Below are 16,761 nucleotides of genomic sequence, written 5' to 3' on the forward strand. Positions count from 1 at the left end.
CGCTTCAGCGGGGCGCTGCGACCGCGGTGCGGGGCGCGGGCGGCGCGGGCCGGGTGTGCCGGTCGGCGTCCTCCCCCCGTACGAAGGTGATCACCGTGACCGCGGCGATCAGCAGGGCGGTCAGGGCCACCGCGGGCACCACCGCCCGCCGCCACCACGGGCCCCCGGGGCCGTCAGGGGCCGCCGGCTCGCCACCGGCCTCCGCGGCGCCGCCGGCCGTGGCGGCGGACCAGGTGAGGGCCGGCACGTCGGGGTGCCCGTCCGCCTCGCGGGGCTCCCGCGCCGCGTCCCCCTCGGCCATGCGCCCTCCCTCCGTCCGGCCCGGCACCGCCGGCCGCCCACCCCGGGACGGACGTGGGGCATGTCCCGGACAACCGTAAGCCTGCGCGAATCCGGGGCGCGGCTCAAGACCGGAACGCGTCGGCCCCGGCCGCCGCACGGGCGACCGGGGCCGGGGCGGCGAACCGGGACGGACGGGACGGACGGGACGGAAGGGGCGTCAGAAGACCGACTCGGCCTCGTACATCCGGTCCTCGGGGACCGTCTTCAGCCGGGTGACCGCGTCCGCGAGCGGCACCGTCACCACGTCCGTGCCGCGCAGCGCCGTCATGTTGCCGAAGTCGCCCCGGTGCGCGGCCTCCACGGCGTGCCAGCCGAACCGGGTGGCGAGAACGCGGTCGTACGCGGTCGGCACCCCGCCCCGCTGGACATGGCCCAGGATGACCGGCCGGGCCTCCTTGCCGAGGCGCTTCTCCAGCTCGGCGGCGAGCCGGTTGCCGATGCCCTCGAAGCGCTCGTGGCCGAACTGGTCGATGGCGCCCTTGGCGTACTCCATGGACCCCTCCGCCGGGTGCGCGCCCTCGGCGACGCAGACGACGGCGAACTTCTTGCCGCGCGAGAAGCGCTCCTCGACCATCTTCACCAGGTCGTCGACCTGGAAGGGCCGTTCGGGCAGGCAGATGCCGTGCGCGCCGCCGGCCATGCCGGACTCCAGGGCGATCCAGCCGGCGTGCCGGCCCATCACCTCCACCACCATCACCCGCTGGTGGGACTCGGCGGTGGTCTTCAGGCGGTCTATGGCCTCCGTCGCCACCGTCACGGCCGTGTCGAAGCCGAAGGTGCGGTCGGTGGAGGAGATGTCGTTGTCGATGGTCTTGGGCACGCCCACGACGGGCATCCCGGCGTCCGACAGCATCCGCGCGGCCGTCAGGGTGCCCTCGCCGCCGATGGGGATCAGGACGTCGATGCCGTACCGCGCGCGCAACTCCTCGCAGTTCTCGGCGGCTTCGCGCAACCGGGCGCGCTCCAGGCGGGCCGAGCCGAGGATGGTGCCGCCGCGGGCCAGGATGCCGCTGACCGCGTTGAGGTCGAGCGGCCGGTAGTGGCCGTCCAGGAGACCCTTGAAGCCGTCCTCGAAGCCGATCACCTCGTCCCCGTGGCCGGTCATGGCGCGGTGCACCACCGACCGGATCACGGCGTTCAGGCCGGGACAGTCGCCGCCTGCGGTGAGAACCCCGATGCGCATCGTGCTGTGTCTCCTGCTCAGTAGGGGTACGGGTGAGCCTTTCCGAATTGTCCCACGGCGAGGGGCCCGCCCGCGCTCACGCCGCCGCGGGCGGCGGCTGCCGGGGGCGCGTGTCCGGCCGTCTTCGCAGGCCAGACGCCTGGCGGGCGCCCTACCCAGCCCGAGAGGTATTGTCAAGAGGGTATCGCCACCCTGACGGGGTTTTTTGTTCACACGTTCTTTCGAACGCCAGACATGCGACAGGAGAGCTTGCGTGGCGCGCAGCGTGTACGTGACCGGGATCGACCGCGGGGACGGCCGGCAGGTCGTGGAGCTGGGAGTCATGGAGCTCCTGACCCGCCAGGTGGACCGGGTGGGGGTGTTCCGGCCGCTGGTGCACGACGGTCCCGACCGGCTCTTCGACCTGCTGCGGGCCCGCTACCGGCTCTCCCAGGACCCGGCCACCGGCTACGGCATGGACTACCAGGAGGCGGCGGCGCTCCAGGCCGAGCGGGGCACCGACGAACTGGTCGCCCGGCTCGTCGACCGCTTCCACCGGGTGGCGCGCGACTACGAGTTCGTCCTCGTCCTCGGCACCGACTTCCACGCCACGCAGCTCCCCGAGGAGCTGGCGCTCAACGCGCGGCTGGCCAATGAGTTCGGCGCCTCCGTGATAGCCGTCGTCGGCGGCAAGGGCCAGAACGCCGAGTCGGTGCGCGCCGAGACGCGCAACGCGTTCCGCGCGTACGAGAGCCTCGGCTGCGACATCCTCGCCATGGTCGCCAACCGGGTGGCGCCCGAGGACCGCGACGCCATCGCCGAGCGCCTCGACGCCCGGCTGCCGGTCCCCTGCTATGTGCTGCCCGACGAGCCGGCGCTCGCCGCGCCGACGGTCGCCCAGATCACCCAGGCGCTGGGCGCCGAGGTGGTGCTGGGCGACGACTCGGGGCTGGCCCGCGACGCCCTGGACTTCGTCTTCGGCGGCGCCATGCTGCCGAACTTCCTCAACGCGCTGACCCCCGGCTGCCTGGTGGTCACCCCCGGCGACCGCGCCGACCTGGTGGTGGGCGCGCTGGCGGCGCACTCCGCCGGGACGCCGCCCATCGCGGGCGTGCTGCTCACCCTGAACGAGCGGCCCAGCCGGGAGATCCTCACCCTGGCCGGCCGGCTCGCGCCCGGCACCCCGGTGATCTCCGTGAGCGGCAACAGCTTCCCGACGGCCGCCGAGCTGTTCTCGCTGGAGGGCAAGCTGAACGCCGCGACGCCCCGCAAGGCCGAGACCGCGCTCGGGCTGTTCGAGCGGTACGTGGAGACCGGCGACCTGCTGAAGCGCATGTCGGTGGCGCGCAGCGGGCGGGTGACGCCGATGATGTTCGAGCACGCGCTGCTGGAGCAGGCGCGGGCGGACCGGCGCCGGGTGGTGCTGCCGGAGGGCTCGGAGGAGCGCGTGCTGCGCGCCGCCGACGTCCTCGTACGCCGCTCGGTGTGCGACCTGACGCTGCTGGGCGATGTCGAGGTCATCCGCAAGAAGGCCGCCGACCTGGGCGTCGACCTGAAGGACACGCACCTGATCGACCCGTCCACCAGCGAGCTGCGCCAGCGGTTCGCGGAGCGGTACGCCGAGCTGCGCGCCCACAAGGGCGTCAGCGTCGAGCTGGCGTACGACGTGGTGTCCGACGTCAACTACTTCGGCACGCTGATGGTGCAGGAGGGCCTGGCCGACGGCATGGTGTCGGGCTCGGTGCACTCGACGGCCGCGACGATCCGCCCCGCCTTCGAGATCATCAAGACCAAGCCGGACGCGTCCATCGTCTCCTCCGTCTTCTTCATGTGCCTGGCCGACAAGGTGCTGGTGTACGGCGACTGCGCGGTCAACCCGGACCCGAACGCCGAGCAGCTCGCCGACATCGCCGTCCAGTCGGCCGCGACCGCCGCCCGCTTCGGCGTGGACCCGCGGATCGCGATGCTGTCGTACTCCACGGGCACCTCGGGCTCGGGCGCGGACGTCGACAAGGTCCGCGAGGCGACGAAGCGGGTGCGCGAGGCGCGGCCGGAGCTGAGGATCGAGGGCCCCATCCAGTACGACGCGGCCGTCGAGCCCACCGTGGCGGCGACCAAGCTGCCGGGGTCGGAGGTGGCCGGACAGGCGACGGTGCTGATCTTCCCGGACCTCAACACCGGCAACAACACCTACAAGGCCGTGCAGCGCTCGGCGGGCGCCGTGGCGGTCGGCCCGGTCCTCCAGGGCCTGCGCAAGCCGGTCAACGACCTGTCGCGCGGGGCGCTGGTCAGCGACATCGTCAACACGGTCGCCATCACCGCGATCCAGGCCCAGCCCGCCGCCGGCCCGGCGTCCGCGCCGGCATGACCGGCCGTACGGCCACCGCACGTACGCCCACCCGCCCGACGACCGCCCGCCCGCCCTACGACCGCCCACACGCCCGCACGCCCGTCCGTACGACAGAAAGCACCGCACCGTGAGCGACCCCACCCGTGTCCTCGTCCTGAACTCCGGCTCCTCGTCGGTGAAGTACCAGCTCCTCGACATGCGCGACGGCGCGCGGCTCGCGGTCGGGCTGGTCGAGCGGATCGGCGAGGAGACCTCCCGCCTGGTGCACACCCCGGTGGACGGCGGTGAGCGGCGCGAGCGCACCGAGCCGATCGCCGACCACGAGGCGGCCCTGAAGGCCGTCGCCGGGGAGCTGTCGGCGGACGGCCTGGGCCTGGACTCGCCGGAGCTGGCCGCGATCGGGCACCGGGTGGTGCACGGCGGGCTGAAGTTCTCGGCGCCGACCGTCATCACGGACGAGGTCCTCGCCGAGGTCGAACGCCTGGTGCCGGTCGCCCCGCTGCACAACCCGGCCAACATCACGGGCATCCGCACCGCCCGGGCGCTGCGCCCGGACCTCCCGCAGGTGGCGGTCTTCGACACCGCCTTCCACGCCACGATGCCGGAGCACGCGGCGCGGTACGCGATCGACACCGAGACCGCCGACGCCCACCGCATCCGGCGCTACGGCTTCCACGGCACCTCGCACGCGTACGTCTCGCGGAAGGCGGCCGCGCTGCTGGGGAGGGCGCCGGAGGAGGTGAACGTGATCGTGCTGCACCTCGGCAACGGCGCCTCGGCGTCGGCCGTGGCCGGCGGCCGGTGCGTGGACACCTCGATGGGGCTGACCCCCTTGGAGGGGCTGGTGATGGGTACCCGTTCGGGCGACGTCGACCCCGCGGTCGTTTTCCACCTGGAGCGGGTGGCCGGAATGTCCACCGACGAGATCGACGTCCTGCTGAACAAGAAGAGCGGATTGGTGGGGCTTTGCGGCGACAATGACATGCGGGAGATCCGGCGGCGGATCGACGAGGGCGACGAGCGGGCGCGGCTCGCGTTCGACATTTACATCCACCGGCTGAAGAAGTACATCGGCGCCTATTACGCGGTGCTCGGCCGGGTGGACGCGGTGGTGTTCACGGCGGGTGTGGGTGAGAACGCGGCCCCGGTGCGGGAGGCTGCCGTCGCGGGCCTGGAGGAGCTGGGCCTCGCGGTGGACGCGGGCCTCAACGCGGTGCGCTCCGGGGAGCCCCGGCTGATCTCGCCGGAGTACGCCCGGGTGGCGGTGGCCGTGGTGCCGACGGACGAGGAGCTGGAAATCGCGCAGCAGACCTACTCGCTGGTCACTTCGGAGAGCCATTGAACCGCCGCTGAGCCCCACGATTGAGCGCCGGTCCGCCCATTTGTACATTCCACCAGACGGAATATTCCGCAGTGAAACAAACCGATAGGATCCGCCTTATGCGCCGTTCCAAAATCGTCTGCACACTGGGCCCCGCCGTCGACTCGTACGAGCAGCTGAAAGCTCTCATCGAGGCCGGTATGAACGTGGCCCGCTTCAACATGAGCCACGGATCCCACGCTGAGCACGAGGAGCGGTACCACCGCCTCCGCCAGGCCACCGAGGACACCGGCCGCGCGGTGGGCGTCCTCGCCGACCTCCAGGGCCCGAAGATCCGCCTGGAGACCTTCGCCGAGGGGCCGGTCGAGCTGGTCCGCGGGGACGAGTTCACCATCACCACCGAGGACGTCCCGGGCGACAAGTCGATCTGCGGCACCACGTACAAGGGGCTGCCGGGCGACGTCTCCAAGGGCGACCAGATCCTGATCAACGACGGCAACGTCGAGCTGCGCGTGGTCGAGGTGGACGGCCGCCGCGTCAAGACGATCGTCGTCGAGGGCGGGGTCATCTCCGACCACAAGGGCATCAACCTGCCGGGTGCCGCGGTCAACGTCCCGGCCCTCTCCGGGAAGGACGTCGAGGACCTGCGCTTCGCGCTGCGGATGGGCTGCGACCTGGTCGCCCTGTCCTTCGTGCGGGACGCCGACGACGTCAAGGACGTCCACAAGGTGATGGACGAGGTCGGCCGCCGGGTGCCGGTCATCGCCAAGGTGGAGAAGCCGCAGGCCGTCGAGAACATGCAGGCCGTCGTCATGGCGTTCGACGGTGTGATGGTGGCCCGCGGCGACCTGGCCGTGGAGTACCCGCTGGAGCGGGTGCCCATGGTGCAGAAGCGCCTCATCGAGCTGTGCCGCCGCAACGCCAAGCCGGTGATCGTGGCGACCCAGATGATGGAGTCGATGATCACCAACTCCCGCCCGACCCGCGCCGAGGCGTCCGACGTCGCCAACGCCATCCTGGACGGGGCCGACGCGGTCATGCTGTCCGCCGAGTCCTCGGTGGGCGCGTACCCGATCGAGACGGTCAAGACGATGTCGAAGATCGTCGCCGCGGCGGAGGAGGAGCTGCTCGCCAAGGGCCTGCAGCCCCTGGTCCCCGGCAAGAAGCCGCGCACCCAGGGCGGTTCGGTCGCCCGCGCCGCCGCCGAGATCGCGGACTTCCTGGACGGCAAGGCCCTGATCGCCTTCACCAAGTCCGGCGACACCGCCCGCCGCCTCTCCCGCTACCGCGCCCAGCAGCCGATCCTGGCCTTCACGACGGAGACGTCCACCCGCAACCAGCTCACCCTGAGCTGGGGCGTGGAGTCCTTCGTGGTCCCCCACGTGGACAACACGGACGCGATGGTCGACCTGGTCGACGCCGAGCTGCTGAAGCTCCAGCGCTACAACGCGGGCGACACCATGGTCATCACCGCCGGCTCCCCGCCCGGCGTGCCGGGCACGACCAACATGGTCAGGGTCCACCACCTGGGCGGCGAGTCCGCGGCCTGACGGCGCCTGCACCTGAACAGGGCGGTGGCCCGGTCCTCTCACGGACCGGGCCACCGCCCTTCGCGCTCCCGGCGTATCCCCGGCCCGGCGGAGACCTCCACAAACGGAGGCCCCAAGAGCCCAGGCCGCCCCGGCACTTGGGCCGTACCGCCCGTAACCGGAGGCACCGGCCCACAGGTGTACCCGGCGGTAAGCAGACCCTTCCCCGGCGGTGAAGAACATGTAATGATCGCCGGACCTTCGGGGGGAAGGCAGGGGGAAACCGTGCGTGGGGAGCGCACAAACGCCGGACCGGTCGCACCGACCAGCGCCGCCCGGCACGACCAAGCACACGTCCACGCCATGCCTGGACGCCTGCGGTACGGGATCTTCGCGCATTTCCTCCTGGGCTGACCCATTTGTCGAGCAGACAGGCTGCGAAGTGCGAAGAGTGCCCCTGCCCGGACGAAAGCGCGCCGAACGCGCCGGACCGGCGAAGAGGATTACGTCAGGCGTTGTCCTGGCGACCACGGCCGCCCTCCTGGGCGGCCTGGTGACAGCCGCTCCCGCGGCGGCCGAGGAGCCGGGCGACAACCCGGCCGACCCGTGGCAGCGGACCAACCGCATCAGCCTCGGGTTCGACGCCCGTGAAGACCGCTGCCGGGCGGCCCGTTACATCAGTTTCGGCGGCAGTGAGATGAAGACCACCGCCGCGAAAGCCTTGGCAGGCACGGACGCCGACGTGACAGCTGCGTTGACGGACTCCATGAACGGCTGGGCTCCGCTGAAACAGGCGCACGATCGCGATCAAGCGGCCGACGTGGCCTACGGCTCCCAGTACCAGACCCGTTACGAAAGCCTCAACGCTGCGAACAAGCCGTACGCCTCCGCCAATTCGTCGGGTGGCCGGGACTACCACGCTCCCGAGTTCGCCGCCGGGGTCCTCTCGCTCCTCGGGGGCACGCGACGGGACATCTACCCCAAGGCGTGGGGAGACTGGGTCCCCCGGGCCGGCGACACGGCAAAGAACAAGGCGATCCAGCTCTTCAAGAGTCTGCCGACCCCGCAGGACAACTGGGAGAGCAGCTACCAGTCGTACGCCGGCAGCGAGTTGCTCGGCCCCGGACACGAGGGTGGCAGCGGCGTCGGCTCCGCCAATGACGTGGCGAACTTCCTGCGCTTCGGCGGCTTCCCCAAGCAGGCACCCGAGCCGGACTCCATGGAGTTCCGCTCCGAGGTCGAGCTGCTGAAGATGGCGTGGGCCGGGTGCGACGTCGCCAACCCGATCGACTTCCACCGGGCGCTTTCCGGTGTAGTCATTCAGGCCCACCTCGAGTGGGAGAGCGAGTACACCGCCCAGGCCAAGGCACGGGCGGACATCGTCGCCGCCGAGATCAAGGCCGCCAAGGAGGTCCGCACGGCAACAGCCGCCATGGTGGAGGCCGTCAACCAGGCATGGCGTGCCGATCAGATCCTGTTCTGGCAGAAGTACTGGGCGGCCCGGCCCGACAGCATCCTCCGGCCCAAGCCCGCGGAATTCACCAAGGCCAATGCGGACCTCGCCGCGGCGCGCAAGGCGGCAGCGGCTCAGGTGCCGATCGCCGACAAGGCAGCCGCCGCGGCCAAGGCGGCCTCCAGCGCGGCCACCACCGCCCAGAACGCGGGTTATGCCCTCGCTGACGCGGCCAAGGCCCCCCGTGGACGAGGTCTGCTGTACGCCCAGCAGTCCGCCCAGGTGACGAAGGCTTCCGCCGCTGCCGCCACCGCTGCGGCGAAAGCCGCGCTCACCGCGTCCAATGCCGCGAAGGCCACGGTCGCGGACAGCAGCACGCTCTACGCGCTGAGCAAGACCCAGGCGCACGCCATCAACACCGAGTTCCGCAAGGCCGCGGCGGTAGAGGCGGCTGCCCAGGCCAAGGCGGCTGCCGACGCCGCGGACAAGCAGGCCAAGGAGGCAGCCGCCAACGCGGCTATCGCCAAGAAGGCCCGGGCGACGGCCGAGGCGGCCGAGAAGACCGCGCAGGCGGGCGCCGCGGAGGCCAGGCGCCAGCGCGGCATCGCCGAGGCGGAGAAGGCCAACGCGGCCCGCGAGCATGCCAACGCCACCTCCGAGCGGCAGAAGGCCGCCGCGGCGGCACAGCGCGCCCAGACCGAGCGCGACGCGGCCGGGCGTGCCCGCGGGTCCGCGGAAGCGGCCGGCGCCGCCGCCGCGGAGCAGCGCGAGGCCGCCGAGGCCGCCGAGGCCCGGGCAGCCCTAGCGCGCTCCAGCGCCGAGGCCGCCGAGCGCGACAAGAACGCGAAGGCCTCACGCGCCTCCGCGCTGGAAGCGGCCGCCGCCGCGGCCGAGGGCACCAGCAGTGCGGGCGAGGCCCGCCAGGCTGCGACCGCGGCCCGCGCCGCCGCCAACGAGGCCACGGGGGCCGCGAGCCGGGCTCGGGCAGCGGCCGACGACGCGTCCACCGCCGCGGTGAACGCCCGTGCCGCCGCCACCCGCGCGCAGGCCGCGGCGTCCCGGTCCCGTGCCGCGGCCGACGCGGCGTGGTCCGCCTACTTGACCACCAGCGCGGCGGCCGCCACCGCACACGCCGCAGCCGCCGAGGCCATCGACGCCGCTGCCGCCGCCAAGGTCAACGCCCGCAACGCCGAGGCCGAGGCGAAGAAGGCCCAGGCTGCCGCGGTCAAGGCCCGTCAGGAGGCAACCGCGGCCCAGGCGGAGGCCGCGCAGACGGCCGCTTGGTCCGCGAAGACCGCGGGCTTCGCCTATGCGACCGGCCAGGCCGCCCAGGCGGCCCGGGACGCAGCCAAGGCCGTGACCAAGGCGGCCGACGAAGCCATCGCACTTGGCTCGCCCTACCGTGAGATGGACGCCTCGGCCGCATTTGCGGTGCTGGTGGGCCAAACGTCCAAGACACTGGCCGAGCAGCAGGCCGCCGCCGCCAAGGCGAAGGCCGACGAGGCCGCCAGGGCGGCGGCCGAGGCGAAGGCCCTCGCTGACAAGGCAGCGGGAGACGCGAAGATCGCCGCGCAAGCCGCCGCCGCTGCCGCTGCCGATGCGGTCCGGGCGCTTCAGGCCGTCGCCGCCGCACGTGCCTCGGCCGCTCAGGCGGCCGTCGACGCGGCAGCGGCGAAGAAGGCCGACACCAACGCGCAGAGGTACGACGCCGAGGCCGGCGCGGACGCCATGTACGCCTCCGCCGCGGCGAATGAGGCCGAGTCGGAGGCAGCCGCCGCCGACCAAGAGGCCACCGATGCCGAGCGTGACGCCGCCGGCGCGCGGGCCAACGCCACGGCGGCGGAGAAGGACGCCGGCAGTGCCCGCCAGACCGCAGCACAGGCGGAGACGGACGCCACCGCCGCCGAGACCGCGGCGACCCATGCGGTCGAGGACGCCACGGAGGCCGACAAGGCCGCCGACCGCGCCGAGGCCGAGGAGCGCGAGCGGGAGCGGCAGGCCGTGAAGGAGCGGCTCGAGGCAAACGGCGGCGACACGGGCGCAGACCTCACCCTGGACGAGGAGGAACTGCTCCGGCGCGAGTGCGGCGAGGAGTGCGTCGCGGAATTCCGTGCCGCCAAGGCGCTCGCCGGCCAGGGCATCATCGACTGGCTCAAGGAGAACGGCGGTGAGATCCTCCTGGAGGAGATCGGTTACCGCGATCTGGAGCGCTGCTTCGGCGAGTTCGACATCGAAAGCTGTCTGTGGACGCTGGTGAAGGCCGTGCCGGTCGCCAAGGCGTGGTCGGTCGGCAAGGCCGTCGTCCGGGTGGCGAGCGGCATCGGCGGGTTCTTGGAGAACTCCGTCAAGGCGAAGCGGACGCTCGACAAGTTCCGGAAGATCATTGACGACGCCAAGCAGGGCAAGGGCAACGCCTGCCCGGTGAAGCCCAAGCCCGCGGCGGTGCGCTCCACCTCATTCGCCGCTCCCGCCGGGGCCCCCACCGCTCGCGCGGCTGCGGCCTCGCAGTACCCGGGTGTCGGCACGATCGTCAACCAGGGCGGCATCACCATCCAGATCTATGCCAACGACCACGCCCCGCCGCACGCACACGTCAAGGGCAAGGGCGACCAAGTGCGGATCGGTCAGAACGGCAGGCCTCTGAAGGGCGAGAAGGAGCTGACCCGGCTCCAGAAGGCCGTGGTCGACGCCAACATCCGTACCATCAGGGAGAACATCCGAGTCGCCATGGAAAGGCACAAGGCAAATGGCGGATGCTGAGCCGCCCGCCGAGCTGCGGGACGCCTTGCGGCAATTGCAGGAGCATCTCGGCAGGCCACTGTCCGACGCTTCCGACAGCCACGCGCGCTGGGAGCTGTACCGGGCGGCGCTCGGAACGGAGACGGCCCGGCCCGCCCTGCTGGCCGCCGTCACCGCCGAACCGGACGGCGCGCTCGCCTCGGGAGTCGTCGGCGAGGCTCTGGAAGGTCTGCCCCGCACCCAGCGGGACACCTGGTTGCGCGCTCTCGCGCCTGAGGTCCGCGCCTTCAGCGAGAAGCGGGCGCAGGAGCTGGGCGTCTTGGAGGACATCCGGTCGGGGGCGCTCGCTCCGGACGACGTTTCCGAGCTGATCGGCGACTGGAGCGATTGGCTCCAGCTCCGGCTCGCCACCGAGTCGCGCGACGCCACGGTGCTGCGGTCCCTGGCCGCCTCAGGCCGTACCAAGCGAATCCGCCGCACGGCCGCTGAATCGCTCGGCTGACACATACACAGCGGAGGGTGGTGTTCCCGGTTTAACGGAGCCGGGAACACCACCGGCCCGACCAGTCAGTAGTCCGGCCGACGGGTACGCGACCTCATCCACGGCTCTGCCCATGACAGCGCGGTGCCGGCGGGAAACAGAAACGGCCTCCCCACCGGTGTGGTGGGGAGGCCGTCAAGCAAGCGGTGCCTCGTGAGGCCGTACGGTCAGCCCTCGATGAAGTTCTTCAGGCCCGGCACCGTCAGGTTGCCACCGAACTGGCCGGCTTGGGTGACCTTCACGTTGGTGAAGAAGGCGTACGGGACGTTCAGCGGGGGCGGTGAGTCGGGACTGAACGTGATCGGGATGAGCCCGAAGAGGTTGCCCTTCAGCTCCTCGGTGTACATCGTGACGGTCCCGCCCGTGATCGTGGACTCCGAGCCGGGGCGCGAGGTGACGTGGCCCGTGCGGCCTTCGGAGTGGACCGTGAGCTGGTGCAGGTCCTTGATGTCGACCTCGCTCGCGGTGAACTTCAGCACCTTCTTGATCTTGCCGCTGCCGGTCTTGACCTCGACGATGCCGTGGTAGTCCAGGCCCCGCAGGGTGAGCTTGGTGCTCTCCAGCCGCCACGGGTCGTCCGGGAGCAGCGGGATGCCGGGCTCCAGTTCGGCGGCGGCCAGGGCCTCGGGGTCGGCGGTCGGGCAGGGGAAGCGCGGCTTGGCGCCCTCGGGGATGTCCTCGTCCTTCTTGGGGTCGAGTCCCTTGACGTCCTCGGGGAGTTCCTCGACCTCGGCCCCGGCCTTGTCGGCCGCTTCCTTGATCGCCTCCTTGGCCGCGTCCGCCGTGTCGGTCGCCTCGTTGTCGGTCGCCGTGCCGCTGTCCTTGCCACTGTCCTGGCCGGCCTCGTCCGCCTTGCCGTCCGGCTCGGCGGGCTTGGCGGGCTCGGACGGCTCGGCGGGCTTGGCCGGCGGCTTCGCCGGGGCGGGCGCCGAGGCGGACGGGGTGGCCGACGGCTGCTCCTCGTCGTCGTCCGGGCCGTCGAAGATGTCCTTGATCTTGTCGCCCAGGCCCAGCGGGTCCAGCGGGTTCCTGGTCTCCGTCTCCGTGGGCTCCGGCGCGGGCTGCTCGGGGGCGCCGGCCTTCGGGTCGGTGGTGTCCTTCTCCGGCTCGCCCGCCGGAGCGGACGCCGACGCGGACGGGGACGGGGAGGCCGACGGGGACGCACCGGCGTCCGGCTTGTCGTCCCGCTCCGGCTGCTCCGGCTGCTTCGACGGCTCGTCCGCCCCGGGCGTGCCGGTCGCGCTCTGCGACGGCTCGGGCTTCGGGGACTCGGCCGGCTTCTCCGACTCCGACGGCTCGTCCGACCGCGTCACACACGGACCGGGCGCGAAGGGGATGTCCTTGTCGTCGGCGAGGGCCAGCTTGGGGGTCATGCCGAGGCCGACCAGTACGGCGGTGGGCATCGCGGCCAGGGCCATCGCCTTGCCGGCCGGTGCCTGAAGCTTCGTCAGCAGCGACTTCCTCGGGGCCGCGTGCTTCGGGCCCTTTCTCGTCGGCTGGTTGTCCTCACCCCGCACTGTTCCTCCCGCCGTTGGCGTCGTTCGTGCTCTCGGTGGCGTTGCTCTGCGGGCCGACGGCCGACAGTTCGTCCGTTCGCGCGTGCTCGTGCTCGGGCTGCGCCGGCTGCACGGCCTTTTCCTCGACGCGTACGCCGGGCGCCCAGGAGGCGGACAGCGCGCCGCCGACAAGGGAGCAGAGGAAGCCGATGAGGAACCCACCGATGTTGGCCACCGGCAGGGACACCAGCGCCAGGACGATGGCCGCGATGCCCGCGAACACCCTGACCACGGAGTGGAACCACATGGTCAGGCCGAGCGTGATCAGCAGGATGCCGATGATCAGCGAGCCCGCGCCGGCGGTGGTGGCCATGGCGATGGTCATGTTGCCGAGTCGGAGGTCGGCGTACGGAAGGTAGGCGATCGGCAGGCCGCCGATCATGGTGAACAATCCGCCCCAGAAAGGCCGGTTGCCCCGCCACGCACGGAAGCGCAGCCGCCAGTAGGTGAATCCGCGGGAACCAGTGGACTCGGCGCTCATGGAAAACAGCTCCCTGGAAGCGGTGGTGCTGGAAAGAAGAAGGGGACAGCCCGGGCGGACAGGTTCGCCTCCGCGCTCCCGCCCGCCCGGCGAGTGCTAGTCCTGGAAGCACTCCTTGGTGCCACGGTGGAGCTTGAGGCTCAGATCCGGCAGCTTGAACGTGCCGGCCGTGGTGGCCCACGCCTTCTGCTCGACGTTCCGCAGCGTCACGTCGTCGGCACGCTGACCGAAGCCGAAGGGGTTCGCCCGGGTCTCAGTACCGGGCTGGATGCCCGGGTCCGTCGGGCTCTTCTTCAGAGCACCGGCGGCCACACCGATGTCGATCTGCCTGAACTCGGCGTCGGCCTTGAGGTTCGAGACATCCAGGTAGATGTCCTCCGCCTGGACCTTGTCCTTCCCGGTACCGGCCGTCAGCTCCAGGCTGACGGTGCCGATCAGCGGCACGTGCGGCGTCACGACGGACTGGCACATGTTGGTGATCGTGGCGGTCTTGAAGCCCGACACCGCCACCGGCGCGGCGAACTTCTCACCCTTGAGGTTCTTGCCCTCGGCGTAGCTGCCGTACTGGACGAACTTGGTGCCCGTGAGCTCCGTGGCCCTGACCTTGAACTCCTGGCCGGAGATGCTGAACGACGCCGCCAGCGCTCCCTGAGCCAGACCGATGCCGATCGCGGCCGTCGCGGCCACGCTGGGCACCATGACGACGGCGAACCGCTTCCATCTGGTCCCACCGCGTATCTGGGACTGCATAGATTTCCTCCTTCTCGGACGTACATCTCCGGAGGGGCCGGGGCCCGTCCTGGGATGGGAGAAGTGCTACGTCCTCGGGAAGGAGAGCGCCCGTGGATCAGGCGCGAGCCGCGTCCGGATCACCGGCGATCACCCCCGAGCGACAACCACTGGCCACGCCTTCGCGCAACCCTGCTGGACAGGCCCTGCCGGGTGGGCAGGAACCCCCCTGTCCGGGCCGGCTTCTTCGGGTGCGCCGGCCCACTCGGTGGGGAACCGCACCCGTGAGCGCGGCTGGTTGCCGGGCTGGTACGGGATTGGACCGAGCGTGGCCGATCGTGGTCCATTCACGTCGCCGACACAAGGGGGTTCGTTACTCGCTAGTAACGGCTGCATAACCACGCCACGACGGGGTGATGTCGACCGGGCACACAGGGTGCTACCGACCGGTTCGACAGAAGGGGAAATCGTGCCCAAAAGCCGGACATAAAGAGGGCGTTGATTTACTGGAAGTAACAGCGGCCGCGTTTACCAAGTTTTGGTAAAGCGCGGCCGCCGTTTGTCACTGTGTCGCCAAATCGCCGCGTCCGCGGCGGTCTTTCAGTGCGTCAGAAGAGCACCCGCGCCAGCGCCGCGCGCGCCCGGGTGACCCGCGGGTCGTCGGGGCCGATCACCTCGAACAGCTCCAGCAGCCGCACCCGCGCCGTGTCGCGGTCGTCGCCCGCCGTCCGGGCCACCGTGTCGACCAGCCGCCCGAAGGCGTCCTCGACATGACCGCCCACCAGATCCAGGTCGGCGGCGGCCAGCTGGGCCGGGACGTCGGCCGGGGCGTCCGCCGCGTTCTTGCGAACCGTCTGGGGGTCCATGCCCTGCACCCGCGAGAGCAGTTCCGCCTGGGCGAGGCCCAGCTTGGCCTCGGTGTTGCCCGGGTCGTCGGCCAGCACGTTCTTGTACGCCTGGATCGCCCCGCCGAAGTCGTTGGCGTCCAGCGCCGACACCGCCGCCTCCAGCAGCGCGTCGTACGGGCCGGCCGGCTGCGCCGGGGCCTCGGCGGCGCCCGCCGCGCCGGGGTCGACGGCGATGCCGGTGAGGCCGAACCGCTCCTCGCCCACCTGGATCAGCTGGTCGAGCGTCTGGCGGATCTGCGCCTCGGGCGCCGCGCCCTGGAAGAGCGGCAGCGCCTGACCGGCGACCACCGCGAAGACGGCCGGGATCCCCTGGATCCCGAACTGCTGCATCAGCATCTGGTTGGCGTCGACGTCGATCTTGGCCAGCACGAAGCGGCCGTTGTACTCCGCGGCCAGCCGCTCCAGCAGGGGGCCGAGCTGCTTGCAGGGCTCGCACCACTCGGCCCAGAAGTCGAGGACGACCGGGACCTCGGTGGAGCGCTGGAGGACATCGCGCTCGAAGCCCGCCTCGTCGACGTCGATCACCAGGGCCGACGGGGGCACCGCCCCGGCGCCGCCCTCCCGGGCGGCCTGCGCGCGGGCCTGCTCGGCCTTCGCCTTGGCCTCTCCGGCCGCCTTCACCGCGGCGAGGTCGACGACGCCGCTCATGGACATGTTCCTAGGCTGCATGGGTACATCCTCCCCCCTCCGCGCGCGTAACCGGAAAGCCGTGGCCGAACCGCGCTCACCCGGCGCGCCCCCCGCCGGTGTGCGGGGCGCCCGGACGGACGCGGTCCAGCGCTTTCGCTGCTCGGCGCCGGGTCCCCACCCGGGCGCCTGTGGTGCGGCACCGGGTCCCCACCCGGGTGCCTGTGGTTGTCGCTCGGGCCGCTCAAAGCCTTTCGCTACGGGTCGTAGCGTAACCCCGATCGGCGGTCCGCGGAGCCCGGGGGGAGCGGTGAAGTGGCTCACATGTACGGCCCGGTGGCACCGGGCGTACTCGCCGGTATGGTCGGGCGTCATGTGCACCAGGTCCACCTCTCCGCGCGGCCGTACCGGCGGCCGCCCCCGCTCGGCGGAGGCCGACGCCGCGATCCTGGAGGCGACCCGGGAGGCGCTGGTCGAGCTGGGCTGGTCCAAGCTGACGATGGGGGACGTCGCCGGCCGCGCCGGGGTCGCCAAGACCACCCTCTACCGGCGCTGGGCGAGCAAGAACGAGCTGGTGGTCGACGCCGTCGCGGTCCTCTTCGACGAGCTGGAGCTGCCCGACCTCGGCAGCCTGGCGGCGGACATCGCGGGCGTGGTGGTGCAGTTCGCCGCCCTCCTGGAGCGGCCCGAGACCAAGACGGCGCTGATGGCGGTGGTCGCCGAGTCCACCCGCGACGAGCCGCTGCGCGAACGGATCCGCGCCTCGATCGTGGACCGGCAGAAGCGGCTGGTGGTGGCGGGCCGGCAACGGGCCCAGGAACGCGGCGAGCTGCCCGGCAGCCCGGCGTCCCCGGGCGGCACGGACGACCTGATCTTCGACGTCGTCGCGGGCGCCGTGGTGCACCGGGCGCTGGTGAGCGCCGAGCCCGTCGACCCGGAGTGGGTCCGGCGCTTCACCGCGCTCCTGCTGGGCGGCCTGGGCGCGGCGGCCCGCACCTGACGGGCCTCCCCCGGACGGGTCCG

12 protein-coding genes are annotated in these 16,761 nt (G+C 71.9%); 6 read left to right on the forward strand and 6 right to left on the reverse strand.

Going from position 1 to position 16,761, the window contains the following annotated elements; all coding sequences use genetic code 11:
• Positions 1 to 4: 4 nt before the first annotated feature.
• On the reverse strand, positions 5 to 301 hold the full coding sequence (locus ACF08D_RS11870; RefSeq protein WP_392222451.1) for a hypothetical protein: 297 nt from the start codon (positions 299 to 301) through the stop codon (positions 5 to 7).
• A 198-nt stretch (positions 302 to 499) separates the two neighbouring features.
• A complete protein-coding gene (locus ACF08D_RS11875) occupies positions 500 to 1,525 on the reverse strand; it encodes an ATP-dependent 6-phosphofructokinase (protein ID WP_392222452.1) in 1,026 nt (341 codons plus the stop codon).
• 253 nt (positions 1,526 to 1,778) lie between these two features.
• Between ACF08D_RS11875 and pta the strand changes: the two genes are divergently transcribed.
• The 5 genes from pta (at position 1,779) to ACF08D_RS11900 (ending at position 11,398) form a co-directional block, all read left to right on the forward strand.
• Positions 1,779 to 3,872, forward strand: a complete 2,094-nt coding sequence (gene pta, locus ACF08D_RS11880; RefSeq protein ID WP_392222453.1) for a phosphate acetyltransferase — start codon at positions 1,779 to 1,781, stop codon at positions 3,870 to 3,872.
• Between the two features lie 109 nt (positions 3,873 to 3,981).
• Positions 3,982 to 5,196 carry an acetate kinase gene (locus tag ACF08D_RS11885; protein WP_392222454.1) on the forward strand — a complete coding sequence of 405 codons (1,215 nt, stop codon included), beginning with the start codon at positions 3,982 to 3,984 and terminating at the stop codon, positions 5,194 to 5,196.
• Positions 5,197 to 5,294: 98 nt separating this feature from the next.
• A complete protein-coding gene (gene pyk / locus ACF08D_RS11890) occupies positions 5,295 to 6,725 on the forward strand; it encodes a pyruvate kinase (RefSeq protein WP_392222455.1) in 1,431 nt (476 codons plus the stop codon).
• A gap of 532 nt (positions 6,726 to 7,257) precedes the next feature.
• Entirely contained in the window at positions 7,258 to 10,917 is a 3,660-nt protein-coding gene (locus ACF08D_RS11895) for a hypothetical protein (RefSeq protein WP_392222456.1), read from the forward strand.
• A complete protein-coding gene (locus tag ACF08D_RS11900) occupies positions 10,904 to 11,398 on the forward strand; it encodes a hypothetical protein (RefSeq protein WP_392222457.1) in 495 nt (164 codons plus the stop codon). The genes ACF08D_RS11895 and ACF08D_RS11900 overlap by 14 nt, the downstream gene beginning before the upstream one ends.
• Before the next feature lie 206 nt (positions 11,399 to 11,604).
• Here ACF08D_RS11900 and ACF08D_RS11905 read toward each other — a convergent pair whose 3' ends face one another.
• The 4 genes from ACF08D_RS11905 to ACF08D_RS11920 form a co-directional block, all read right to left on the reverse strand.
• Complete coding sequence (locus ACF08D_RS11905) at positions 11,605 to 12,954, reverse strand: hypothetical protein (protein ID WP_392222458.1); 1,350 nt, start codon at positions 12,952 to 12,954, stop codon at positions 11,605 to 11,607.
• Positions 12,944 to 13,474: a DUF6114 domain-containing protein gene (locus ACF08D_RS11910; protein ID WP_392222459.1), complete on the reverse strand. Its 531-nt coding sequence runs from the start codon at positions 13,472 to 13,474 to the stop codon at positions 12,944 to 12,946. Before ACF08D_RS11910 ends, ACF08D_RS11905 begins: the two co-directional genes overlap by 11 nt.
• Positions 13,475 to 13,570: 96 nt before the next feature.
• Positions 13,571 to 14,224 carry a DUF6230 family protein gene (locus tag ACF08D_RS11915; RefSeq protein ID WP_392222460.1) on the reverse strand — a complete coding sequence of 218 codons (654 nt, stop codon included), beginning with the start codon at positions 14,222 to 14,224 and terminating at the stop codon, positions 13,571 to 13,573.
• A gap of 587 nt (positions 14,225 to 14,811) precedes the next feature.
• Complete coding sequence (locus tag ACF08D_RS11920) at positions 14,812 to 15,780, reverse strand: tetratricopeptide repeat protein (protein ID WP_392222461.1); 969 nt, start codon at positions 15,778 to 15,780, stop codon at positions 14,812 to 14,814.
• A gap of 331 nt (positions 15,781 to 16,111) precedes the next feature.
• On the opposite strand from ACF08D_RS11920, the gene ACF08D_RS11925 reads away from it, so the two are divergent.
• A complete protein-coding gene (locus tag ACF08D_RS11925; RefSeq protein WP_392222462.1) occupies positions 16,112 to 16,738 on the forward strand; it encodes a TetR/AcrR family transcriptional regulator in 627 nt (208 codons plus the stop codon).
• Positions 16,739 to 16,761: the final 23 nt, after the last annotated feature.

This window comes from Streptomyces sp. NPDC015131 (assembly GCF_043079975.1).
GTDB lineage: Bacteria > Actinomycetota > Actinomycetes > Streptomycetales > Streptomycetaceae > Streptomyces.